The 24,179-nt window shown below is 45.4% G+C and carries 21 protein-coding genes and 1 pseudogene; 17 read left to right on the top strand and 5 right to left on the bottom strand.

The annotated features are described in order from the left end of the window. Positions 1-111: 111 nt before the first annotated feature. The 3 genes and pseudogenes from GX089_15125 (at position 112) to GX089_15115 (ending at position 683) form a co-directional block, all read left to right on the top strand. Positions 112-198, top strand: a pseudogene (locus tag GX089_15125) (transposase). Between the two features lie 3 nt (positions 199-201). After that, on the top strand, positions 202-366 hold the full coding sequence (locus GX089_15120) for a transposase domain-containing protein (protein NLP03825.1): 165 nt from the start codon (positions 202-204) through the stop codon (positions 364-366). Beyond that, a complete protein-coding gene (locus GX089_15115) occupies positions 333-683 on the top strand; it encodes a LamG domain-containing protein (protein NLP03824.1) in 351 nt (116 codons plus the stop codon). Before GX089_15120 ends, GX089_15115 begins: the two co-directional genes overlap by 34 nt. Before the next feature lie 77 nt (positions 684-760). On the opposite strand, the gene GX089_15110 is transcribed toward GX089_15115, so the two are convergent. Then, the gene (locus GX089_15110) at positions 761-1,948 is read right to left on the bottom strand and encodes an acyltransferase (protein NLP03823.1); all 1,188 of its coding nucleotides are present in this window, start codon (positions 1,946-1,948) and stop codon (positions 761-763) included. A gap of 27 nt (positions 1,949-1,975) precedes the next feature. Continuing rightward, positions 1,976-3,700, bottom strand: coding sequence for a hypothetical protein (locus GX089_15105; GenBank protein NLP03822.1), 1,725 nt, complete (start codon positions 3,698-3,700; stop codon positions 1,976-1,978). 389 nt (positions 3,701-4,089) lie between these two features. On the opposite strand from GX089_15105, the gene GX089_15100 reads away from it, so the two are divergent. From GX089_15100 to GX089_15065, 8 genes are all read left to right on the top strand, one after another. Next, complete coding sequence (locus tag GX089_15100) at positions 4,090-8,481, top strand: activase (GenBank protein NLP03821.1); 4,392 nt, start codon at positions 4,090-4,092, stop codon at positions 8,479-8,481. A gap of 119 nt (positions 8,482-8,600) precedes the next feature. Further along, complete coding sequence (ybgF, locus tag GX089_15095; protein ID NLP03820.1) at positions 8,601-9,389, top strand: tol-pal system protein YbgF; 789 nt, start codon at positions 8,601-8,603, stop codon at positions 9,387-9,389. 141 nt (positions 9,390-9,530) lie between these two features. Further along, entirely contained in the window at positions 9,531-10,280 is a 750-nt protein-coding gene (bamD, locus tag GX089_15090) for an outer membrane protein assembly factor BamD (protein NLP03819.1), read from the top strand. Positions 10,281-10,301: 21 nt separating this feature from the next. After that, positions 10,302-10,949, top strand: coding sequence for a nicotinate (nicotinamide) nucleotide adenylyltransferase (gene nadD / locus GX089_15085; GenBank protein ID NLP03818.1), 648 nt, complete (start codon positions 10,302-10,304; stop codon positions 10,947-10,949). Then, positions 10,921-11,112, top strand: coding sequence for a hypothetical protein (locus tag GX089_15080; protein ID NLP03817.1), 192 nt, complete (start codon positions 10,921-10,923; stop codon positions 11,110-11,112). Before nadD ends, GX089_15080 begins: the two co-directional genes overlap by 29 nt. A 2-nt stretch (positions 11,113-11,114) precedes the next feature. Next, entirely contained in the window at positions 11,115-12,203 is a 1,089-nt protein-coding gene (gene amrS, locus GX089_15075) for an AmmeMemoRadiSam system radical SAM enzyme (GenBank protein NLP03816.1), read from the top strand. After that, positions 12,200-13,642: an AmmeMemoRadiSam system protein B gene (gene amrB / locus GX089_15070; GenBank protein NLP03815.1), complete on the top strand. Its 1,443-nt coding sequence runs from the start codon at positions 12,200-12,202 to the stop codon at positions 13,640-13,642. Before amrS ends, amrB begins: the two co-directional genes overlap by 4 nt. Continuing rightward, entirely contained in the window at positions 13,639-15,549 is a 1,911-nt protein-coding gene (locus GX089_15065) for a hypothetical protein (GenBank protein ID NLP03814.1), read from the top strand. The genes amrB and GX089_15065 overlap by 4 nt, the downstream gene beginning before the upstream one ends. A gap of 2 nt (positions 15,550-15,551) precedes the next feature. On the opposite strand, the gene GX089_15060 is transcribed toward GX089_15065, so the two are convergent. Continuing rightward, positions 15,552-17,213, bottom strand: coding sequence for an Ig-like domain-containing protein (locus GX089_15060; GenBank protein NLP03813.1), 1,662 nt, complete (start codon positions 17,211-17,213; stop codon positions 15,552-15,554). Positions 17,214-17,377: 164 nt separating this feature from the next. Here GX089_15060 and GX089_15055 point away from each other — a divergent pair, with 164 nt between their 5' ends. After that, the gene (locus tag GX089_15055; GenBank protein ID NLP03812.1) at positions 17,378-18,697 is read left to right on the top strand and encodes an ATP-dependent 6-phosphofructokinase; all 1,320 of its coding nucleotides are present in this window, start codon (positions 17,378-17,380) and stop codon (positions 18,695-18,697) included. A gap of 72 nt (positions 18,698-18,769) precedes the next feature. On the opposite strand, the gene lepB is transcribed toward GX089_15055, so the two are convergent. Further along, positions 18,770-19,777, bottom strand: a complete 1,008-nt coding sequence (gene lepB, locus GX089_15050; protein ID NLP03811.1) for a signal peptidase I — start codon at positions 19,775-19,777, stop codon at positions 18,770-18,772. 168 nt (positions 19,778-19,945) lie between these two features. Further along, positions 19,946-20,725: an inositol monophosphatase gene (locus GX089_15045; protein NLP03810.1), complete on the bottom strand. Its 780-nt coding sequence runs from the start codon at positions 20,723-20,725 to the stop codon at positions 19,946-19,948. A gap of 388 nt (positions 20,726-21,113) precedes the next feature. Between GX089_15045 and GX089_15040 the strand changes: the two genes are divergently transcribed. The 5 genes from GX089_15040 (at position 21,114) to rpmF (ending at position 24,172) form a co-directional block, all read left to right on the top strand. Continuing rightward, positions 21,114-21,668 carry a hypothetical protein gene (locus GX089_15040; protein NLP03809.1) on the top strand — a complete coding sequence of 185 codons (555 nt, stop codon included), beginning with the start codon at positions 21,114-21,116 and terminating at the stop codon, positions 21,666-21,668. A gap of 188 nt (positions 21,669-21,856) precedes the next feature. Further along, positions 21,857-22,300 carry a single-stranded DNA-binding protein gene (locus tag GX089_15035; GenBank protein ID NLP03808.1) on the top strand — a complete coding sequence of 148 codons (444 nt, stop codon included), beginning with the start codon at positions 21,857-21,859 and terminating at the stop codon, positions 22,298-22,300. 227 nt (positions 22,301-22,527) lie between these two features. Next, positions 22,528-23,193: a hypothetical protein gene (locus GX089_15030; protein ID NLP03807.1), complete on the top strand. Its 666-nt coding sequence runs from the start codon at positions 22,528-22,530 to the stop codon at positions 23,191-23,193. 273 nt (positions 23,194-23,466) lie between these two features. Beyond that, positions 23,467-23,955 (top strand): DUF177 domain-containing protein, encoded by a 489-nt coding sequence (locus GX089_15025; protein NLP03806.1) that lies wholly within the window; start codon positions 23,467-23,469, stop codon positions 23,953-23,955. A gap of 37 nt (positions 23,956-23,992) precedes the next feature. Beyond that, positions 23,993-24,172 (top strand): 50S ribosomal protein L32, encoded by a 180-nt coding sequence (gene rpmF / locus GX089_15020; protein NLP03805.1) that lies wholly within the window; start codon positions 23,993-23,995, stop codon positions 24,170-24,172. Positions 24,173-24,179 lie beyond the last annotated feature (7 nt).

Raw genomic sequence — 24,179 nt, 5'->3', positions numbered from 1 at the left:
TAACCCCGGGAAAATCATTCTTCCGGGAAGCAAAGTTTCGTCAGCCATCGGCTATACGCTTAAGCACTGGGAGCAACTGACAAGATTTCTTGATGACGGCAGACTGCCGGGGACAACAATCTTGTGGAGAACAGCATCCGCCCTGTTGCATTGGGTAGAAAGAACTGGCTCTTTGCCGGTTCACCTGAAGGGGCAAAGAGAATGGCAATTATTTACTCCCTTGTTGCAACATGTAAACTTAATGGAATTAACCCCTATGATTATTTTCACGATATTTTGCCGAAGGTAGCATCTTACCCTGCAAATAAAATCTCAGACTTGATTCCGACACACTGGAAAGAAAACAAAACTACTGTAATGGGTTAACAGAACGGATACACCATATTATTGATAAGCCATACAATTACGGACTGACTGTCTTTGAAGGGAAAATCGCTGCATTTTTTTACGGGTCTTATATCTGGCAATCTAAAGTCAGTCTTGATGAACGGGAGTGGACTTATATCTGTGTAACATGTAATGGTGATACTATCAGGCTGTATATAAATGGTTTACCGGCTGATTCTGCAAAGTACAGTAAAGGAACAAAGAATAATTCGTATGATCTGGGTATTGGCAATAGCCCTTTAGCAACCCACAATGTGCCTTTTTGTGGGAAAATCGATATGGTGAGAATCTACTGACATTAAAACAGCAAAAGAGATTTCCCGGATGTGGAGTTTAAGATTGTAGCAAAAACATCAGAAAGTTATCAGTTGAATTACTCCGATATCCCCACAATCTGATGCCGTCTTGCCTCTCTTATTTCTCTCCCCTCTTTTTTCCCGGGTGGTCTGCTTCTTTTCCTTATATAATTCACGTACACGTAACTTCCCCCGTAAAGAACAAAAATGATGATCGTGATATTTACGGGCGAATGCAGAAGCCGGTAGTAATTGAAGTACCGTTCGAGTATAAAAGCTATGCTTGAGACCAGAGGAATATGAATAAGGTAGGGGTAAAATGAACTTCTTCCGGTGTTTCTTACAAAAGAGATGGAGAGTGTCCTGGATATAAATCCCAGTTCAGATGTCAGCAAAAACAGAATGAGACAGAAGATCGGGGTCAGGAAGAGATGATAAGTCATAAATGTAAGGAATTTGTTGTCTGGTGATTTCAGGGATAATAGATTGTAAATAGCGAATGCAGAAGCTATTAATAGAATGTCAACCAATATGCCAGTGTAAAAGGGATACTTTTTCTGTTCGCTTAACTGAAGAAGACGGGCAAGAAACATCCCTGCGACAAACTCAAACAGCCTTACCGGCGCAAATATGTGAAAGAACATATACCATTTCGGATCTGCTTCTATAACACGGTAGAGAAGAGTCCATAAAAAAACAGGAATAAAACAGAGGAAAATGGAAAGTATGGTAACTCTCTTTGTTTTCAGCTTTCCGGTTATTATAAGCAGAGGTTTAAATAAAAGGTAACAGAGGAAAAACGCCGAAAGTGCCCATGATGGGGTATTAAGGTTATAGCTGAAAAACGGGAACAGAGACCAGAGGAGAGAAAGGTGCATGAAACCTGAAAATGCGAATTTGCCAAAATCAATTGATTCAGCCGGTAGTTTGACCAGCATGAGGATCATCATGGCTATTGTGGTGATAAAATGCAACGGATAAAGCTCAGAGAATCTCTTCCGTAAAAATGGTAATGTTTTAAATTCTGCGGCTTTGGGAAGAAACTTGGTGGCGAAAATGAAACCGCCAAGAATAAAAAAGATGCTGGCGTGAAAGGCTGGGCCTTTTAGAATTCTGAAAAGCCAGGCTGGAGAGCCGCCAAGGTCATTCAGCCCTCCCATGTTTTCGAAATGAAAGAGGACAATGTTAAGTGACGCAATCAGCCGCAGTCCATCGACGGAGAGGAAGTAACGGCTGGAAGATGATGTAGTTGACTGATTTTTCATGCCTGAGGAAATCTTAAAAAATAAAAATCAGAATGTAAAATCCTTTTCGGAAGGAAGGTTCAATTCCTTTGAAGTAGTAAATTTATATTCATGACCGCTGCTCCGTACAACAATATTTTTCCCTTCTCCCTCAATCTGGAAGCGGTCTTCGGGGCTGCGGTTTTTGATCAGGTTGATAAGACAGATTGCTTTTTCCAGTCCGTCTCCTCTCTGAAAATTCCAGACCTCATCCGGCTGTGCCATCCTTGTCTTTCCGCTGTATATGGAATCGTTTCTCATCGATATAAGTGCAGAATAAGCCTGATCCACCTCCATCCCGCTCATCCCTTTCAGACTGACAGGGTTGCGTTCCAGAGCAGCTTTTAGAAATGGTTTCCAGGCGCTGCGGCTGATATCCCGGAAAGCATAGAAAGCAAGATCCGCAGATGCATTTTCTTTTCTAAGGGATTCAAGTTTCTCTATTACCTCCTCTGCAGATTCAGGATTTCCCAGATCTATCGGTTTTTCCGGCATCCATTCTTTATCGGTATTGGGCAGTTGAGGAACGGTTTTGCAGAACTTTTTGAGATCGTGTACTATTTCATCAACATTAAAGCAACTGTGCCGTAAACAGGCTCTGAGTTTTTCGACTGTTTCCGTCTCATCGAAAATAACCCTGTTTTCCTTGAAGAATAATTCCATCTCACTCATCAGGATTCGTTCTGGCAGGGGTTCCGTATAAAACTCATCCTCCTCGATCTCATGCAGTAGTGATTTCTGGGTTGAATTACCTACTCTGGACTTGCTTGAATGCTCGTAATGGTAAACTTTCTCTGCTTCTATATAACGGGGTTTACCACAGCATTGATGGGAGATCTGGAAACAGCGCTGGTATTTACTGTGTTGTCTGAGGAAATTCGACAGTATCTCGTATGTAACTTCGGTTTGAAGGAATTTGCTTAATTTGTGAGCAAAATTGTTGTAACTGCGGGGCTGAATCGTTGCTTTATCATAGAGTACGTGAATATAGCCGGTCTGGTGGGCTACGATGGTGACCCGCTCGTTTTCCAGGGCACGTCTGGCTTTGGCGGAGAGTTCTGTACCATTAAACCACATGGTCTTAGTCACTATCCGCCTGTTATTTGTAATTATTCCATCACCGATATTCAGGAAATTTTGAGAGTGCAGCGGTGTAGCCATCATGAAGATATTTTCCAGAGGGATTTTTGCTACCACAAACGATGCTGCAGCGTAAAGTGCAGCCAGTGACACACACTCTCCTGCTCCGGTCGAATATCCCTCCTTGTACCTGAATGCCTCCATTGCCTCAAGTGTTTCTGTCTTCCAGTAGGGTATTACATCCGAATTGTATTTATCGAGTCCGAAGTGTTTCCTGATATCTATATCGAAGTAATATTTGTCACCTTCGTAACCGAAAAGTGCGTTGCTTCTTGCAAGCACGCTTTCATCTATCATTCCTGAGAAGCGAGCCAGTTCTCTGCCTTTTGTTGTAAGGCCCCAGGTGTCCAGATCGAGATTAAACCAGAAATGATCGATAATGTATTGTTTGAGCCTCTGGATTCGTCTCTGAGGCGGCTTCTTTGATTCTCCGGTAAACCAGGGATCCGAAAGCCAGGCCCATAAATCAGGGGACATGGTATTGGCCAGAAACAGAGAATACATCAACTCCGGAAAAATGAAGACCTCCATATCCGACAGGGTTATTGCTGAAGAATATTTTTCCAGGGAACGTGGATCATTCTCATTGAACATTTTGCTGCTCCGGTTTGGGGTTGGCATCGGAATCGGTATCGACTCCTGCCTTGATAGACTAAAGGACTACCTTGGTTTAAATAATTTCTGGTTTTTGAATATAAATGCTTCAATACCGGTGCCGGTTAAGAACCATAAAAATCTTCTCCTATTGATGAAATCAAGGTAATCATTTCCTGATACTCGGTGATACTTCTAACCTGGCAGGAACAAATTTGGATTAGTCTTTTTCCTGAATATAATTTAGAAATCTACTTCAAAACCTGCTCCCCGGTGCCATGGAAAACAACTATGTGGCAGGGAGGCAATCTGGAAAGGTTTTTGTACCATTCCAAAACTCTCACAGTCAAGTTTCCGGAACAGCTAATCTAGGAAGAGGCATATTAGCCATGAGAACAATAGGTGTCTGTTTTGGGTCTACCACTGTCCAGTGTGTAGAAGTTGTTGTCGAGAAAAACGTCAAACATATCGGAAAGATCATAAGAATTCCTCACGAAGGCAATCCGCAGCAGATTTTCAAGAATCTGCTTTCCGGTCTGGATATCCACAATATCAGCGGGATAGCAGTTACCGGCCGGGCTTTCCGTAAAAATGTGAGGCTATCGAGTATCTCCGAGCCGGAGGCACTGGAGTTTGCTCTGAAAGAGGAGTATAGTGACGGGGCTTTTCCTGATCTTGTGATCAGTTCCGGGGGGGAAACCCAACTGGTTTACTCTATCAATAGAAATGGCGGGATAGTCTCGGTGCACTCAGGCAACAAGTGTGCATCAGGGACAGGAGAGTTTTTCCTTCAGCAGATCCGCAGGATGGGGCTTGAGCTCGATGAAGCGGTTGAGCTGGCCTCCAGGGGAACTCCTCATAAGATTGCCGGAAGATGCAGTGTATTCTGTAAAAGCGACTGTACTCATGCTCTTAACAAAGGAGAGCCAAAGGAGAATGTCGCTGCCGGGCTCTGCACGATGATGGCAGATAAGATTTCTGATCTGGTAAAAGATATACAATACGAGAAAGCTGCGCTTATCGGCGGGGGATCTCTCAACGGGGCAATGGTTAAAGAACTGAAATCACGTTTCGGCAAACTTGAGATTCCAAGAATAGCCGAGTGTTTTGAAGCGTATGGGGCAGCGCTCTGGGCTCTGGAGAACAAATGCATTCCGGTAGAGAGCATCGATGGATTGTTTACCGGCTGTGCAAATTCATTCGGATCTCATCCCCCTCTGAAAAGCGCGCTTGGTCTGGTGGAATTCAAGGAGGCCAACAGGGGAACTGCCTCAGAAGGTGATAAATGTATTCTGGGTCTTGATGTCGGATCAACGACTACAAAAGCTGTAATCTTACGTCAATCTGACAACAGTATCCTTTCTTCTGTTTACCTTCGTACAAACGGAGACCCGGTAGGGGCCGCCAGAAACTGCTACAGATCCATGAAGACCCAACTGGGTGGTGTTGAAATAGACATAGTGGCCCTTGGTGTCACCGGATCGGGACGTCAGATAGCTGCGCTTCATGCACTCACCGATAATGTAATAAATGAAATCATCGCTCATGCTGCCGCGGCATCGTATTTCGACAAGGAAGTTGACACGATATTTGAGATAGGGGGGCAGGATGCCAAATACACTTACCTGACCGGAGGTGTTCCGTCGGACTATGCGATGAATGAGGCGTGCAGTGCCGGAACCGGCTCCTTTCTGGAGGAATCGGCGCGTGAGTCACTGAATGTACTTACAGAAGATATTGCTGAGGGCGCCTTGCGGGGAGAGAATCCTCCCAACTTTACAGATCAGTGCTCTGCCTTCATTTCGAGTGATATCAAGATCGCAGGTCAGGAGGGGATCAGCAAAGATGACATCTTGGCCGGGCTCGTTTATTCTATCTGTCTGAATTATCTTAACCGGGTGAGAGGTTCACGTCCGGTTGGTAAAAAGATTTTCATGCAGGGAGGAGTCTGTTACAATAAGGCTGTTCCGGTTGCGATGGCCTCATTGATGCAGCATCACATAATTGTTCCTCCTGATCCGGGTCTGATGGGGGCGTTTGGTGTGGCGCTGGAGGTGAAGAAAAGGATTGAACTGGGTATCAGCAGTGAAGGACATTTTGATCTGGATGAACTGATAAACAGAGAGGCAGCCAGGGAAGACAGCTTTGTCTGTTCGGGCGGCAGGGAGAAATGTGACCGCAAATGCGAGATTTCACGAATAAGAGTAGGGGATAAAGTTTATCCATTCGGTGGAATCTGCAACAAATATTACAACCTGCGGCTCAACCGGCATATCGATTCAGGTAAATATGACCTGGTGGCACTGCGGCAGAAGCTTCTATTTGAGAAATACGGGGTTAAGCAGGGAGATTTCCAGCCCGATCAGGATAAACCTGCACGTACTGTCGGGATTCTGAGATCATTTCTCACCCATTCGTTTTATCCTCTGTATTCAAATTTCTTTCACAAGATGAATTTCAGGGTTGTGCTTTCCGATGAAATTGACAGTGAGGGAATATCCCGGGTCGAATCGGCTTTCTGTTTCCCGGCTGAGATTACTCACGGGAGTTTCTATAACATACTTAAAAAGAACCCCGATTATATCTTCCTTCCTCAGGTGATGCAGATTCCGGTTCCCAATGTACCCACATACAGCAGGGCATGTGTATTTGTACAGGGTGAACCTTATTATCTCAGGACTACATTCCGGCGTGAGATTGAGCAGTTGCCGGTGATTGTGCTCTCTCCGGTTCTGAAGATGGAGAAAGGGTATGAGGCAGCCGAGGACACGATGGTTGAGATGGCGCGTGGTATGGGGGTTAGTGAAAAGGACGCACGGAGAGCGTACCGGTATGCCTGCAGAAAACAGAGGGAGTTTGAGCAGGAACTGCTTGAGATCGGGAAAACAGTGCTGGATGACCTTGACAGGAATCCTGATACTTTCGGGATAGTACTTTTCGGCCGTCCCTACAACTCTTTTGCTTCAGATGCAAACATGGGTATACCCCACAAGGTGGCGTCAAGAGGCTATTATGTAATCCCTTACGACATGCTTTCCGCACAGCATTTTGAAGTTGATACCAAGATGTTCTGGGGAATGGGGCAGAAGATCATGAAAGCTGCCCAATTTGTAAAGCAGAAGAATAATCTCTTCGGGTTTTATGTGACAAACTTTTCCTGCGGTCCGGATTCATTTCTGCTCGGTTATTTCCGCAAGCTCATGGGCAGCAAACCCTCTTTGACTCTTGAGCTGGATCAGCACACTGCCGATGCCGGAATCGATACCCGTACCGAAGCTGCACTTGACATAATGAACAGCTACAGACAGTTGGGGATAACACCGGCTGTAAAGCGTTTCAGGTCCGCAAAAGTGGTAAACAGGGGTAAAGAGATCAAAGTTATCTCCTCAAACGGCAGAGAATACAGTCTGAAGGATCCCATGGTGGAAATAGTGCTTCCATCGATGGGCAGGTACAGTACTGAGAGTGTTGCTGCAATTCTTAGATCAATGGGTATCAATGCCCGTGCGCTCCCTGTAGCGGATAAGGAAACTCTGCTTGAAGGACGAAAGAATACCACCTGTAAGGAGTGCCTGCCTTACATAATCACTACAGGGTCATTTCTGCAGTATATCAGGCAAAATCCCGGCCGTAATAAGGTAACACTGTTTTTCATGGCAACAGGTGGCGGCCCCTGCAGGCTTGGGCAGTATTGCAGGGCACTGGAGAATGTTATTGAAAGGGAGCAGATTCCCGATGCCGCGGTCTTTACCATGACAGATGAGAATGGTTACGGAGGCATGGGGAGTCGCTGTCTGTTAAAGGCCTGGCAGGCAATTATTATTTCCGACTGTTTGGCGGATATCAAGAGTACTCTTGCCGTTTGTGCAAGTGACAAGAAGGCTGCGCTTGATGAAGTTGAGAAAATCTGGAAAGAATTGATCTCCTATTTTGAAGGCCGACTTTCAGTTCGTTTGAGTGTTCTTCTTTCCCGTGCGGTATCAAGGCTCTCGGCAATTCCCCTGAAAAAGGATCCATCCAGAATTCCTGTGATCTCTCTTATCGGGGAAATATTTGTAAGGAGAGATGAGTTTTCAAGGAAGAACATAGTTGATTACCTGGAAAACAACGGATTTATGGTAAGAGTTGCTCCGGTAGCGGAGTACATGTGCTACAGTAACTATGTTGTTCATTCCGGTCTTGGTGAAAGGGAGTTTTCCTTCAGTGAACAGGTTCGGATGAAACTGGTTGTTCAGATTCAGGAGTGGTGGGAGAGGAGAATAAAAACTATCCTTTCCGAAAGTGGACTTTACAAATTTGAAATGATCGATGTGGGAAAGACAATCAGGGGTGTTTCTCATCTAATAAACGAAAATTTCAGGGGTGAGGCTATTCTCACTGTGGGGCTTGCCCTCAGGGAGATTCTCCACGACTCCTGCGGAGTCATAGCAATCGGCCCCTTTGGCTGTATGCCCTCAAGAGTGGCTGAATCGATTCTGAAAAAGGAGATGAATATTGAGGGTAAGGAAAGGATGTGTGAACCCGGAAGTAACATCGAGCATTTCAGGGAACTTCAGGATCTTCCCTTCTTTTCATTGGAAACTGATGGTTCCGCATTTCCTCAGTTGATAGAGGCAAACCTTGAGGCTTTTATCCTGCAGGCCAGACGTGTTCACAACCGTATACTGGAAACAAAAGACCATGGAGACAGCAGCACAGGCAGGCGTCTGTCGCTAAGATGGTATGATATTGTTACCGGTAACGGCAAAGCTCTCTCAGGGGTTAAAAAAAAGCTCCGTTGACCACTTCCTCTTATCACTGTATAATTAATCTGTTCTGTATCTGAATTATCTGTTCCTGATAATTCAGATACAGGTATTTTTTTATTGAAAATCAAGGTTATCTATCAATCAGGTAAATCATGGTCAAAAAAACGGTATTATCCTTAATTATTGCCACAGCTTTAATCACTGGCTGTGCCGGACCTGCAAAGCAGCTTGACACTGAAGCACTGCTGCCGGAAATCGATGTCATTCAGGTAAAAGAGAATTCCGATGAAGCTCTGAAACTGGCTCAGGAGGCCAAGCTTGATGTTGAAGTGCTCACTGCCAGGCTTAACGAAATCGACAGCAAGATTATTATGCTTTCAGAGGAGATCTCCAGTGTGTCAGGTGCCAAAATCGAGGAGCTCGAGAGCAGACTTGCTTTACTTGTGGAAGCTTACAAAGATCTTGCGGCACAGGTGAAGGCTCTCGAAACGAAGTCTTTGGGATCCGGGAGGAAAAGCAGCAGCCCGGGCCCAACCTTCTCACCCTCATCGGCCGTTTCGGTTATTACTTCTCCTGAGCATGAACTGTATCAGAAAGGGCTTCAGGTTTTCAATACCCGTCAGTATGACAATGCCATGAAGATTTTTAACGATGTCCTCCAGCAGTATCCATCAGGCAAATATCCCGATAACTGCCATTACTGGATTGGTGAATGCTTATACGCCAAGGGAGATTTCGCCGGCGCGATTGCATCATTCCAGAAAGTTCATTCGTATCAGAATTCCGGCAAAGCTGATGATGCGCAGATAAAAATCGGGCTCTGCTATTTGAAAATGGGGCAGACTGGAGCTGCAAAGGAAGAATTTAAGAAATTGAAGGACCGCTATCCGGCCAGTGAGTATGTACCCAGGGCAGAGAAATATCTTTCTGAGCTGAAATAGTGTGTTTTCAGGCAGCGGGAGACTTGGAACCCGCTGTTTTTGATACAACTTCTTGCTTTTTGCCCCTCTCAAAAACCACTTTTAAATGTTATTCATTAGCCGGCAAGAGCTCTCCATTAATCTATAACTCCTGGAAAATCTATGAAAAAACTTAATGCAGGTATTCTTCTTATATGCGGTTTATTGCTTATACCTTGCGCAGAGGGAGCAAAAATCAAATCAAAGCAGTATGACTGCTCAAAGAAGATGTCTGATGCGCTTGAGTTATATAAAAAGCAGAAATACTCCAGAGTAAAAACACTGCTTGAGGATGTCAAAATTCAGTGCAGCGGCAGCCCTGTAATCGACAGTGTCCTTTACTATCTTGGAATGTCGGATATGCACATGAAAGCTTATGTGGATGCCCGCTCGGAATTTGAAGCACTTGCGCAGGATTTCCCAAATTCTCCTTTTTATGAGGAAGCTCAGTTCAGAATCGGCCTTTCAGTCTATCGTCAGTCGCACACCTCAAGCCGGGACCAGACAGAAACAAAAGAGGCGATCCGTCTTCTGCGGGATTTTTTGGAAACTTATCCTGAAGGTAAGATGGCTGACAGTGCTTCAAAGTATCTCAATGAGGCTGTGGAGAAGCTGGCTCAGAAGGAATTTGACAATGCGCGGTTCTATGTAAAGATCCACGAACCCGAAGCCGCTGTGGTGTATTATAAATCGTTTATTAATGAATATCCAGGTTCCAGGCTTACAGATCAGGCTTATTTGAATCTGGCGGAACTTCTGTTTAAACTGGACAGAAAAAGTGAAGCGCAGGAAGTGCTTGATCGGTTGCTTGAATCCAGTAAAGATAAGGATGTCATCAACAAGGCCAAAGCGCTGCGCTCCCGTAAATCCTGATAGTGTTTTCAGGGGAGCAGAATGTCAGGGCACATCGGAATACTCGGCGGTATTTTCGATCCTGTTCACAATGGTCATCTCGCGATTGCCTCACTGGCCCGTGAATTTTTTGGTCTGCAGAAAGTTCTTTTTATCCCTTCCGGTTCTCCTCCTCATAAAGACAGTGTAACAGCTTCTGCTGAAGACCGGCTGGCGATGTTGCGGCTTGCCCTCAAAAATGAGCCCGGTGCAGAGATACGGGAGGAGGAGTTGCATCGCAGCGGCTACTCTTATACAATCGATACTCTTCATGAGCTCAGAAAGCAGTATGATGGGCAGTTCTTTTTTATTATTGGTTCTGACAATATTACTGAAATTCCGGGCTGGCACAGGTACCGCAGAATTATACAGATGGTCGAATTGTGTATAGCTCATCGGCCTGGTTATGCGATAAAAATCCCTCCTGAACTGAAAGAAGCCTCTGTCCGTACTTTCCCTTCACCGGAGTGGGGAATCAGCTCCACTATGATCCGGCGGTATCTGAAAGAAGGACTCTCCTGCCGTCATCTTATCCCTGAGCAGGTAAGAGAGTATATTTTAAAGAAAGGGCTTTACAGGAATACACGGGTGGATTCCATGGGAAACAGAAAGGTATACAGCCATGAACCAGGAAAAGGATGCAGAGGGTAAGAAGTTTCTGGGTATCCATTTCCGCTGCTGTAATGTTTACACCAGAATCTATAAAAGTAAAGAGGGGAAATCCTACAGGGGACAGTGCCCCAGGTGTGGAAAAAGAGTAGAAGTACCCATTGGTGATGGTGGTGTTTCAAGCCGCTTTTTTGAAGCTTACTGAGGATGAGGACCAGAAGAGAACTTATTAAGGATCTTCTTCTTTTGGCAGGCACTATTGCTGCCGGGCCTTCTTTGGCATCCGCTCCCCGTTATCATGCTGCCAGGTACTGGTCGAAGATGGGCAACAGTATTCTGTGTGAGCTTTGCCCGAACGGATGTGTTTTACCTGAAGGGAAAACAGGTAACTGCCGCAACCGGAAGAATTCTGGAGGCAAGCTTGTCACTCTGGGATATTCCCAGCCTTGTGCAGTAAACGTTGATCCTGTTGAAAAGAAACCTCTTTACCATTTTCTTCCCGGTGCCAGAACTTTCTCCCTGGCGATTGCGGGGTGCAATCTTCGGTGCAAGAACTGCCAGAATTATGCTATCAGTCAGAAAAGTCCTCTGGAGACAGAAAACTACAATCTCTCTCCGGAAAAGGTGGTTCAGGAGGCCATAAGTCATGATTGTAAAATCATTGCCTATACCTATTCAGAACCGACTGTCTGGATCGAGTATGTGCTTGACACTGCGGCTCTGGCCCGTAAAGCCGGTCTGAAGAATGTCCTTGTCACTTCGGGATATATAAATCAGGGACCGTTCTCTGAGCTTGCGGAATTGATCGATGCTGCGCACATAGATCTCAAGAGCTTTGACAACAGGGTATATCAGGATCTCAACGCCGGTAAGCTGCAGCCGGTGCTTGATACGCTTAAACTGGCACGTAAAAAGGGCGTCTGGGTGGAAATAATAAACCTGGTGGTTCCCCAATGGACAGACAAACTTGAGATGATACGTTCGATGTGCAGATGGATCGCGAAGGAACTGGGAACTGAGGTTCCGCTGCACTTTTCCAGATTTTTCCCATTGTATAAACTTGCCCATCTTTATCCCACTCCATCAGAGGTACTGTTGTCTGCCAGGAAGATCGCGTTGGAGGAAAAGTTAAAATTTGTTTATATTGGAAATGTGATGGAAATGGATTCTAATACGTACTGTTTATCTTGTGGCGAACTGTTGATTTCAAGATCCGGCTATGTGATTAATAACCGTAATCTTAAATCCGGTTCCTGCGGCAAGTGCGGGACTGCCATTCCAGGGGTCTGGGCATGAATAAACGTGTCTTCCATATTTACCGATACATTTCAGGAGTGTTGCTGATGGCTGGACTATTCGGGCTGCAAGCCGCGGATGTAATAAGAAAAGCTGCTGTTGCGGGGCAGTTTTATACTGCCAATCCCTCTGCGCTTAAAAAGGAACTGGAGACTTATTTTGCAGGAGCCAGCCAGCTCCAAGCGCCCGCACGTCTGCTTGTATCTCCGCATGCGGGGTATGTCTTTTCGGGACCCGTTGCAGGAAAAGGATTCGCCGCCATAGATAAAAATGTCAAGAAAGTAATCATTATCGGCCCATCCCATCATGCTTTGATAAATGGACTGGCTGTCACTGACGCAACATGGTATGAAACTCCTCTTGGAAAAGTAAAGGTTGATCAGGATCTCAGGGACAGGCTGAAAAAGAGTCCGCTTGTGTGTTCAGCCCGGGGAGCAGAGGATCCGGAACACTGCATAGAGGTACAGTTGCCGTTTCTGCAAATGAAGCTGGGACAGTTTACATTTTTGCCCATCATCACAGGGCGAATTGATCCGGCCCAGGCTGCCGAACTTTTATTTCCTCTCATCGATAAAGAGACCCTGGTTATTGCTTCGTCCGATCTCTCCCACTATCAGCATCAAAAGGAAGCTCGCCGCATCGATGACAGGAGTATTGAAACTATACTTTCTGGTGATGCAATGGGGTTTATTGACGGATGCGGAGAGACTCCTGTACGGATAGTAATGCACCTTGGCCGGAAAATGGGCCTGAAGCCGGTTAAACTCGATGCGCGGACATCCTTTGAAACAGCTCCATCTTATGGCTCTGAGTCGAAGGTTGTCGGCTACGCCTCCATTGCCTGGATTGAATCCGGTACAATCAAAAAGGAAATCAGTTCTGAAAAGTCATCCCTGTCTCCTGAATTGAAGAAATATCTTCTCAATCTGGCGAGGGAGAGCATGGTACTGGCGGTGAAAGGGATGAAGCCACCGGTTGTAGACAGTGTTCCATCAGCTCTGAAAAAGAGCAGCGGCTGCTTTGTGACACTCACAATAAACGGGAATTTGCGCGGATGTATCGGTTATATTGAGCCCATCAAACCTCTTTATCAGGCTGTAATCGACAATGCCAGAAGTGCTGCTCTGAGTGATCCAAGATTCTCTCCTGTCAGACAGGATGAACTTGGAAAAATCAATGTCGAAGTATCGGTGCTTAGTAACCCTGTGCCTCTTGAGTTTAAGACCCCGGATGATCTGCTGCAGAAGTTAAAGCCCGGTGTTCACGGTGTGATACTTCAGAAAGGCCCTTACCATTCGACATTTCTTCCACAGGTCTGGGAACAGCTCCCTGATAAGATAATGTTCCTTGAGCATTTATCGATGAAGGGGGGAATGGCCAGAGACGGTTGGAAAACATCTGAAGTCAGGACCTATACTGCAGAACACTTTCAGGAATGATTTTTTTCCGGAAGGAGCATCCGTTTTTATTTTCCGGTTCCTGCGGCTTTTTTGCCGCAGTTGCCCAGATTATCCTCATTCGGGAGTTCCTGTCTGTTTTTTCAGGTAACGAGCTTATCCTTGGTTTTTTCATCTCTCTCTGGCTTCTCGCTGCAGCTTTCGGGAGCAAAACAGGCTGTAAAGCGGATAAACTTCGTACAGACACCACCTCTTTACTTTTGATAGCATTGTTCTTTTCCGGCATTTTTATTATCCGTTCTGTAAAAACTTTTTTCCCACCCGGAGAGGAGCTTTCAATCAAAGTCGCGGTTGCGGTGATGCTTCTTTCAATTGTACCCTTCTCTTTTTTTTCCGGCTTTGTTTACGGGGCACTTTCCGGGAAAAATGATGGAAGAAGACTTTACAGGTTCGAAAATGCAGGAGGATTTGCGGGATTACTTCTCTCTGCAGCCGCAATCCTTGCCGGAGTTCCGAATATGATTATGGCCGCAGCTGTTTCATGTTCCATGATTCCTTTTGTTTTTCCAAACCGGATCTGCTTTTCTGGATCAGCGGCACTGATTGTTTTTGCTCTCGTTTTTGACGGCACATCACGGCAATGGAAATATCCATCAGGGTTTACCAATGTGCTTTACGGCCCGGAAGGAGAGATAGCATATACCGAGAATAAAGAGACTGTCCTGCTCAATAATCATCTTTACCGCACTGCTGTTCCCCGTCCCTCGGTTGAGCAGGCTGTTCATGTTCCGATGTCACTGTTTTCATCGCCAGTCCGTGTGTTGCTTATACAGGATCAGGGGCACTCAAAAGAAATAAGAAAGTACACAGGTACGGAACTGACCTGTCTGGAACATAATCCCTCCCTTGCAGATGAAAAGTGCAGTTGCGGCTCTCCGGAAACTTACAGTTTCAGTCAGAAATTCGATGTGGTCATCTCAGGGGTGAGTATCCCTGAGAATCTCTCGGAAAGCCGTTTTTTCACAGAATCCTTCTTTCACAGGATGAAGATGAATATGACAGATACCGGGGCACTTTCTTTTACACTTCACTTCAATTCCGAATATCTGTCCAAAGAGGAGAAACAGATCAGGGATTTTACGGTCAGAACCCTCTCGGCTGTTTTTAAGAACGTCAAGATCTTTCCCGGCGAGGGGTATACCTTTGTGGCCTCTGACAAGCCCTTTGATTTTACTTTGATGTGTCCTGTCGATGCACCGTATTATAAAAATTTCATACTGCCGTCCCTTACACCTGAAAAAATTGTTGCCGCGAACCGGCAGTCATTCTCTGATGAGTCCGGGACAAAAGGTTTATCCTCACTGCTTATCTTTTCCATCAAGAGATATCTTGATAAATTTGAGGTATCTTCAGTTCTTCTCATTTCCACAGCAGTATTCATAATGGTTGTGATTCTGCTTTTTTTCATGCGTTCAGTTCCGGATCTCTCTGTGGGTTCAACGGGGTTTGTTGCTGGAGTGTATTCAATAGGGTTGATGCTTCTTTACCAGTCCCTCTACGGGATGCTTTACTCCAGATTACCTCTGCTGATGATAGCCATGACCGGAGGATTCGTGCTCGGAAGTTTATTCCGAAGATTCCCGTTTTCTGATCTTGTTGTGGGTCTGTATGCCTGTTTGAGTCTTTTACTTTTGACAAAACTCAGTTATCCGCCGCTTGGTTTATTTCTGTTATTCAATGCTTTGATGGGTATTATTGCCGGAGCGCAGTTCGTGACCCGCAGATCAGTTGAGTTCGGAAAACTCAATGCCTCGGATCTGGCTGGCGGGGTAATAGGGATGGCCTCCGGGCCGGTGATCCTGTTTCCGCTGCTTGATATTCAGGGAGTGGTTGCCGCGCTGATGGTAGTAAAACTGTTATCTATAGTTCCGCTATTGAAAAGGCAGTAGACTTACCTGCTGCAGGGGTCGCAAACCCGGATCTGCAGACCTTCTATGTCCCATCGTGCCCTTGCTTCAACAGTGTCCGGGGACATTATTTGTTTTTCTGGTGCTGTCCAGGGGATCAGTTTACCGGGATCAGGTATATCGTTTCCGTTTCTGTCAATGAAATACCCCATCAGTCCCTTTCCGGAGGGGATCATTTCGAAGTAAAACGATCCTGCGCTGTCATTAGTGGTGTATGTTTTTCCATTGAAAAGGGAAAATCTCCATTTGGCACCTTTTTCCCCTTTCAGGCATTCAGCTCCACCCTGAATGCTCGATGCCAGGCTGTCAATGTTGAGAGTGGAAAGCGTGATTTTTGCTACAGTATCAGTTGTCGTGTCTTTGGTTTTAAGAGGATTTCCGCTGAGATCTTCTCCTGAATGCTTGAAAAGCACCAGATTGTAGCTTGTCCCGGGCTGAAGCTTTTTTAATGGGACCAATGTAAGGCTGTCGGAAAAAAGTCTGTTTGTGGACAGGAGAACTGTGTCGCCTGAGGAGTCGGTCATGATGAGTGAATCTCTCAGGAGCACCGGCTCTGACCAGTTTATTTTTATTGAAGGAAGGAGGTCTGCAGGTTTATCAGATGTCCAGGATGTGAGTACAGGCGGAACAGTATCGGTTCCATCCTGAACGGTGAAAGCTGCGGTGTCCGCTGCAGATTCTGAGCTGTAATTTCTGGAAAGTATGTATATGAGTCTGTACTGGCCGGTTTTGAAGGGTTCTGATGTCCTGAGAGCGAATCTGTTTGTGTTTGTGAAGGGGAGGTATGTGAACTCCGGAATTTTTCCTGATGATTCCCCTGCGTGCTCGATCTTGAAACCGGGTTGCATTAAAGAAAGCGAGTCGAAGGGTTTGTTCCATTTACCGGTCAAAACGGTTCCCTGAGCCTGCAGAGATGCTATTTTCGGGAAAGCTGTATCATAAACAGCAGGGTAGAGAACAATTTCTGCAGGGCTGCTCTGTACCTTTATGATAGAGTCTGCCGGCATGTAAACCTGTTCGGTTACAGGCTGCAGGCGTGAGTCATTGTTCAAATCGAGATAACCGATTATTGTGTAAATTCCAGTTTTTATGTTGTTAAAACTGAAGTGACCTGTGCTGTCTGTCTGCAGGAGATATGACGGGGGGCCGGAAAACCCCGAATCGGCTTTTTCCTTAGGAGAGAACAGTGCGATTCTGGGCTGCAGAAGGTTTTTTGATGGGTCAACAACGCATCCGCTGATTGCCCCGCTGTCAAGAGTCGGACCTGTGGAGAAAATGAGGCTGTAAGGGGTTGTCACAGGGTTGCCCCTGAGATCCTTCAGCATCGAACCTACTTCCACATGGTAAGTTGTGGATTCTGCCAGTTCTGTAACCGGTTTTATGATCAGTGAATTGCCTTTTATTTTGGATTTAAACTCAACCGGAGGAAAGATCGATATACCCTTATCTGATTTTTTATCGATCCATTCGGAAAAGGTGAATCTGATTTCTGTGTTCCTGTTGACATTTACCGATTTTAAATCCGGACTGACAGAGAGGACAACCGGACCGGTCTTATCATCCGGACCGCCTCCTGGTGTCATCTGATGTGCACAGGAAAGCACAATCAAAAGGCAGAGTGTTGAAATGATTCTTTTATTGAGCATCACTGAAAAATAACTTAATAGCCGATGTTTTCACAACTTACATGGAATCAGAGATTCCGGGAAACAGGAGGGAAAAGAATTATATTAAGGTATACAGTAGAAACTGAATTATCCGAGCAGATAAGGAAATCCTTTAATCAAGTAATCAAGGTCAGAACCAAGATATGAGTTTCATTATCTCCACACTGGGATCCGCTAAAGTACCCTCACCTGTTTCTTTATCTAAAAAGATGGGTGATATGATCGCAAACTATGTTTCCGATGACGAGCTGATTATTTACGGTATTAATGCTCAGCCTGGAAAAACCTACACTCCCAAGAGAGAGGAGCTTGTGGAGAAAGCCGGGCCCCGTGAATATATCTACTTCGATCCATCCAAAGTGCATGCGGGGATTGTCACCTGCGGGGGGCTTTGTCCGGGTTTGAATGATGTTATCAGAGCTATAGTGATGACTCTGTGGTATCAGTATGGGGTACGTAAAATTTCCGGTATCAGGTTTGGATACAGGGGATTTATTCCGGACTATGGTCTGCCTGTAGTTGAACTTAATCCCGATGTTGTATCTGATATTCATCGCATGGGTGGAACAATTCTGGGATCATCGAGAGGAAATGGCGAGCGCACGTCCGACATCGTCGATTCTATTGAACGGATGAACCTGACGATTCTATTTACTATAGGTGGCGATGGGACACAGAAGGGTGCCTTGAAGATTGCTGAGGAGATTGAACGGAGGTGCCTTAAAACTGCTGTGGTGGGAGTTCCCAAGACGATTGACAATGATCTCAGTTTTATTGAAAAGTCCTTTGGTTTCGAGACCGCGGTTTCCAAGGCTGTAGAGGCGGTTTCCGGGGCACATGTCGAGGCACACGATGCTGTAAACGGAATAGCTGTTGTCAAATTGATGGGGAGAGAATCGGGTTTTATAGCTGCGCATACTGCCCTTGCCTCCAACGATGTCAATTATGTTCTTGTCCCGGAAATCCCTTTTGATCTGGATGGGGAGAAGGGACTCCTTGCGAATCTCAAGAAGAGGCTTGAGCGTCGTAAACATGCACTCATTGTAGTTGCCGAGGGAGCCGGACAGGAGCTTTTTCCCGATTCCGAGGTGGAGCGTGATGCTTCAGGGAACAGAAAACTGGGAGATATCGGGTTATTGCTCAAACAGAGGATATCCTCCTATTTCAAGGAGCAGAATATTGAGATCAATTTGAAGTATCTTGACCCCAGTTACATAATCCGCAGCACGGAATCCAATCCCAGTGATTCTGTTTACTGCACACGTCTTGGGACAAACGCAGTACATGCTGCAATGGCGGGAAAAACCAAGATGCTGATCAGCCTTATACATAATACTTATGTACATGTGCCGATGAAGCTGGCGGTATCACAGCGTAATAGGATCGATCCTGAGAGCCCTCTATGGCGTGATGTTGTGCATGCGACCGGTCAGCCGGCGTTGATGAAAAATGTGGAAGTTTAAAATTTGACAGAAGTATAGAAGGAATCTTGCCCGCCTCAGAAGAAATCATGAGGCGGGCTTTTCTGTATCTGCTTAAATCCCGTCCCAGGATCTGATCAGCTTGCCTATGCGATCCCATCGGATCTTCAGAGGAAGCTGCCAGGCAGGGATATGTTTATCGAGCGAAAAGTAAAGAATGAAGGCTTTGGCCTTTATGTAGTTGCGGTTCAGATATCCCCAGTAGCGTGAATCCAGAGAATTGTCCCTGTTATCACCCATCATGAAGTAGTTGTCATACTTGACCTTGTATTCATCGACAGGTTTGTCACCGATATAGATCATCTTTCTAATATCAACTTCCCTGTCCGGAAATGATTGTTTTACATAAGAAAGCAGGTCTTCGAGTACAGTCCAGTCATCATGCTCGAATTTTATATCGCTGAATGCGATGCGGAATTCCTGTTTTGTAAAAGGATCGATCATCCGGATTGTCTGATTGTTTGAGAACTCTCCATCGAGGTAAAGCTGAAAGTCCGCTCTGACTTTGGCACGCGGGTTTTCCTGACGCATAAGATGTTTGAGAAACAGAAACTCCCTTGTATCCAGATCAGCGACTTTTATGATGTCGCCTTTGGCGGGTATTCTCAGAGGTCTGAAATTTGTAATTCTGCTGTCAAGTTGACCGTCATTGAGATACTTACCCCTGGGTGGTATCTGAATCTCTTTGCCGTCTACAATAAGCTTCTTCCCGTGGATTTCGATTATTGACCCCGGTCCGGCGACACACCTTTTGATATAATCTTTCTTGTCGGTACCAGGATATTTGAATATGATTACATCACCGGTTTTGGGATCTGTTACTGCAGGGAAACGGGTGGTTATCCCAAGCTCCTGGGAGAATGGTACGATAGGGGCGCCGTACATGAATTTGAGGCCCAGAAGGAAATCTCCAACCAGCAGACTGTCTTCCATGGAACCTGTAGGAATTTTAAATGCCTGGATTACATATACTATGGCGATCAGCGCCATAATGAGTGCGGAACCCATCTCACGGATGAAATGAAGAATTCCGGCTTGCTCAGATCGTCTGGTATTGGACAAAACGCCCTCCGCTTCGGGTTACAGTTGACAGGAACAGGTATATAATTCGAAATGAATCGGTGAATATTTTACTCGTACTTCTGCCTTGCGTGGTTTCTGTGTAGCATTATCCGTGCCGGGTTTAAAATATGTCATTAGCGAATCCGGATGATATGAAAAGTGAAACATTCACTGTATTTCCTTCGGTTCCCGGAAAAAATCCAGTACCTGGCTGTGCAGAATGCCATTTGAGATTACGAAAGACCCGTTATACACGGAATGGTTTCCGTTTATGTCTGAGAATTTGCCTCCTGCCTCTGTTACAATGCAGGCTGCGGCAGCGCAGTCCCATGCTTTATCCAGCAAGTTGACAGCAAAATCAATTTTTCCTGCTGCCGCACAGACATAGGAAAATGCATCCATGAAACCGTAATTGTAATCACATTTGCTGAGAAGTGAGAGCAATTGTTTGCCTGCCCGGTAATCGGATTTTTCCAGAAACCCAAGGGCACTTCCCATCGAGTTTTCCAAACGCTCAACTGTGGAGACGTGAATCTTCTGATCGTTGAGAAAGGCTCCTCCGTTCCTGAATGCCCAGCAGGTTAGAGACATTGCCGGAAGGAAAATCACTCCCAGAGATGGAATCCCGCCATCTTCAAGAGCGATAAGCACGCTGAATGTCGGTATTCCCCTGATAAAAGGGCGTGTGCCGTCGAGCGGGTCAACTATCCATCTTCTGCCGCTTGTTCCATTGTGATTGCCGGTTTCCTCTCCAAGGAATCCGTCCTGAGGAAAAATTTTCAGAAGCTGGTCACGGATCATTGCTTCACATTGTTTGTCAATTTCTGTGACCGGTGAGCGGTCTTCCTTTAATTCTATGGTTTTGAGCTTGTGCTGGAATTGAAGCTGTAAGTCTCCTGCATTTTTAGCGATGTCAAGTGCAGCCGATATCTCTGATTTGTAATTCATTTCTACCTCGGGAACCTGGAAACCTGGACTCAGGAGCCTGACATGGAACGTGACCTGCGGGGGCTATTTGCATGCCGGTTGCTGAAATCTGAATAAAATACAATAAACCGGCAAGCGACAGTTCATTTTCCTGATATTTCGGTTATTGATGGATATATTGGCAAGCAAATATAGCATTTTATAAATCCTGCACTTATCGGGGGCGGAATTGAAATCGGAACTATGTATTTTCATATAATAAATTAGGTATGGAAGAAAAGAAGGAACAGATATATAATAAGGAAAGTGCCGGTCTTCGGCGCTGTTGACGGGGTAAAGCTGCATGGCTTCGGGCCTGTAAAGCGAAATGTTTTCCGGAACAAGAAGGACCAGGAGTAATGATTGATATATGAGATCGGGCTGTATTAATATGGCAGGCTTGATAATGGTTGTTTTTCCGTTTTTCATCCTGGCTTCAGAAGTGCCGACAGTTGAAGTGCGGAAAAATCCCCAGGTCAGTCCTCCGAAGATTCAGAATGGGACCATAACTCATTTCCTTTCTATTCCTTTTGATACTTGTCCTGGTGATTACTGGGTTTACTACAATACTTCCTCAGGGAAGATGGTGATTGATTTTTACGGCGTTCAGATCAAATCAGAGAAGCTTGACAGTCTGAAAAATCCGATTGTCGGGGACTTTGAGATAAAAAACATGGAATCTGTGATGTCGCTATCTGGAAAGAGATCTCAGATTTTGTTCTCGCTTGAGAAGGGATGGCATTATGATGCCAGTGTTGCCCCGGAGAATACTCTTCAGCTTAAACTCTGGAGAAAGCTGAAGCAGCCGGAAGTTCTGAGAAAAAAACAGTTCAATATTGCTGCTCCTATTACAATTACCCTTATCGGGGCAGGAATTATCTCCTTTGGCCTTATGGCTTTTACTGATCAAACCACTAACCACTGATTAACCTGATTAAATCTGATTATCTGGTTTGATGATTTTTCTTGATCAGCTAAATCATCTTATAACAGGTAATTGTTGTACAAGATATTTAATCAGTTTAATCAGCGGTTATTACTTGATTTCTATCTTTCTTGAGATCATATTAAGGTACTACATTTATCGTACCCATCATTATTTTAGGAGGTCTTATGATTGGGGTAAACAAAGCCATTCTCATCGGGCACCTGGGGAAAGATCCTGATGTTCGTTCAACAGCAGGAGGACAGCCTGTTGCCACTTTCTCGCTTGCAACTTCCGAGAGATTTACTGATCGTAATGGCCAGCGCCAGGACCGTACCGAGTGGCACACTGTTGTGGCTTGGGGAAAACTTGCGGAACTGGTTGGACAGTATCTGAAAAAAGGGCGCAGTGTATATGTGGAAGGGAGAATCACAACCAGGTCCTGGGATGATCGCGACGGTAATAAGAGATACAAAACTGAAATAGTAGCTACCCAGATTCAGTTCCTGGGTGGAAGCGGCAGCGGACCAAGCCCTGAGACGGATTCCTCATCTTCTAACGCATCATCCTTTGATATGAATCAGGCAATGCCTGAAACTGCTCCGATGGTAGAGGAGGACCTGCCCTTCTGACGAATTCAGGGGGCCGGGAATTTGTGCCCGGCTCCTGATCAGTATTGTTGGTTTAAGAAGAATTTTTTGTTCGTTCTGGGTCAGTATTGGAATTGGAATCGATGCCGATACTGATACCGACCCCGATTAAGAGAACAAACACCTGCATAAACATTGCTAAAAGCAAACAATAATTTCTATATTATATTCTGTTCAGTTGAGTTTTATTCTCCTAAAAAGGAAGTTTAATGCAGATGACAGTAGAAGTGCTTTTGCTGGCGGTCGCTTGTGGAATAACATTACTGGCATACATGATCGCAATCAATGCTCATGGTCCCACACGCCTTAGTCTGTCATATTTTATCGCTACGGTTATGCTGGCAGGAACTGTCTGGGGCATTGTAAAGTATGTCAACACTGACCTGGATGCCAAAAAAATGGAGGAGTTCAAAAGGCTGGAGGCGGAGAAGCGGATAGCCGAAGAACGGATCCAGTCGCAGGAAGAGGCATTGAGGGCAAACAAGGAAAGAACAAATTACATCACCAGGATCAATTCTATCATTTCTATGGGAACTGGCTATGCGTCCTCTATGATCAGCGCTGATCTTCAGGACAGAAGCATCGATCTGGATGCTCTAATCCGCAGGGCTGTTGAGGCGAGAAAGAACACTGATCAATTGAAAAATGATTTTGAAAAGGTTGCTGCCAGTGACTCGCTTTTTCCAGGACCAACTCCGCTTATAAAAGAGGCGATGGGATTACTTGCTGAGGCTTCCTACTATTATCGCTCCTACTACTATTCCGAAGATTCGGAGCAGGAGAATCTCCGGGAGAAGATCCTTCGTCAGAAAGCCAGGGCTGCATACGATAAATTTCAGAAGGCCAACGCTTTGATCGCTTCATCGGGAAATTAACTGGTATTTTTCTGTTGCTTCTCTGCCGGTGATATAATTGATTGTCGGGGTCGATTTTCTTTTCTGATCTTGAAAACACCTCAGAGAGGAATTATTTTGTAGAACTTTATATCCGGATCCCGCAGTCAAGCTGGAGAATAATACCTCGCGCGCATTCTTCCTCAAGTGCTGGTTGCAGGAATCGGGTTAAGGCACCATAATAAAAATCCGGTAATTCCTTCGGGGGATATCCGAAATACTACGTGTGGTATTAGATTTTTATTAAGGAGTGATATGAAAATCGATTTACGGACAATTCCGGAAGGCTATTCGAAAATTACTCGAGATTCTGATCTGGAGTCTGTGAAATCCGATCTGCCTGGATTTGCCGAGAAAATCAGGTGTCATGCAGAAGTCAACCGTTCGGGATCGCAGATTTTCATGCATCTGTGGTACAGCGGTGTGTTCGATGTAGAATGTTCAAGGTGTCTTAATGTTTTTAAGCTGCCGCTCAATGGTGATATTCGGCTGATATTGAGAGAACAGCAGGGCAGGTTTGGTGCTTCTCTGGATGATGATGAGGTTGATTTTTATTTTGACAACCGCACTGATCTTCTGGACATCAGTTCATCGATTTACGATGAGATAATGACAAACATGCCTCTCAAGCCGTTGTGTTCAGAGGACTGTAAAGGGATTCACCTGGAGACCGGTAAAGAATCAGAGCAGGAAGCGATTGATCCCAGATGGGAAGCTTTAAGACGCTTGAAGAATAAAGAATAGAAATAGTATATACAGCATATTTAAATAAGGAGGAGACATGGCTGTTCCTAAAAAACATCACTCCAGAACCCGTCGTGACAGGCGGCGCAGTCATCTGGCCTTAAAGCCCTCAAAGCCGGTGTTGTGTTCGCACTGCAAGCAGCCCAAGACTGCGCACAGGGTTTGTCCAAATTGTGGCTATTATGCCGGGATGGAAGTCAGGCCGCCGGAAGATTAATAAAAGT

The sequence above is a fragment of the Fibrobacter sp. genome (assembly GCA_012523595.1).
Lineage (GTDB): Bacteria > Fibrobacterota > Chitinivibrionia > Chitinivibrionales > Chitinispirillaceae > JAAYIG01.
This window is presented reverse-complemented; position numbering and strand designations above follow the sequence as displayed.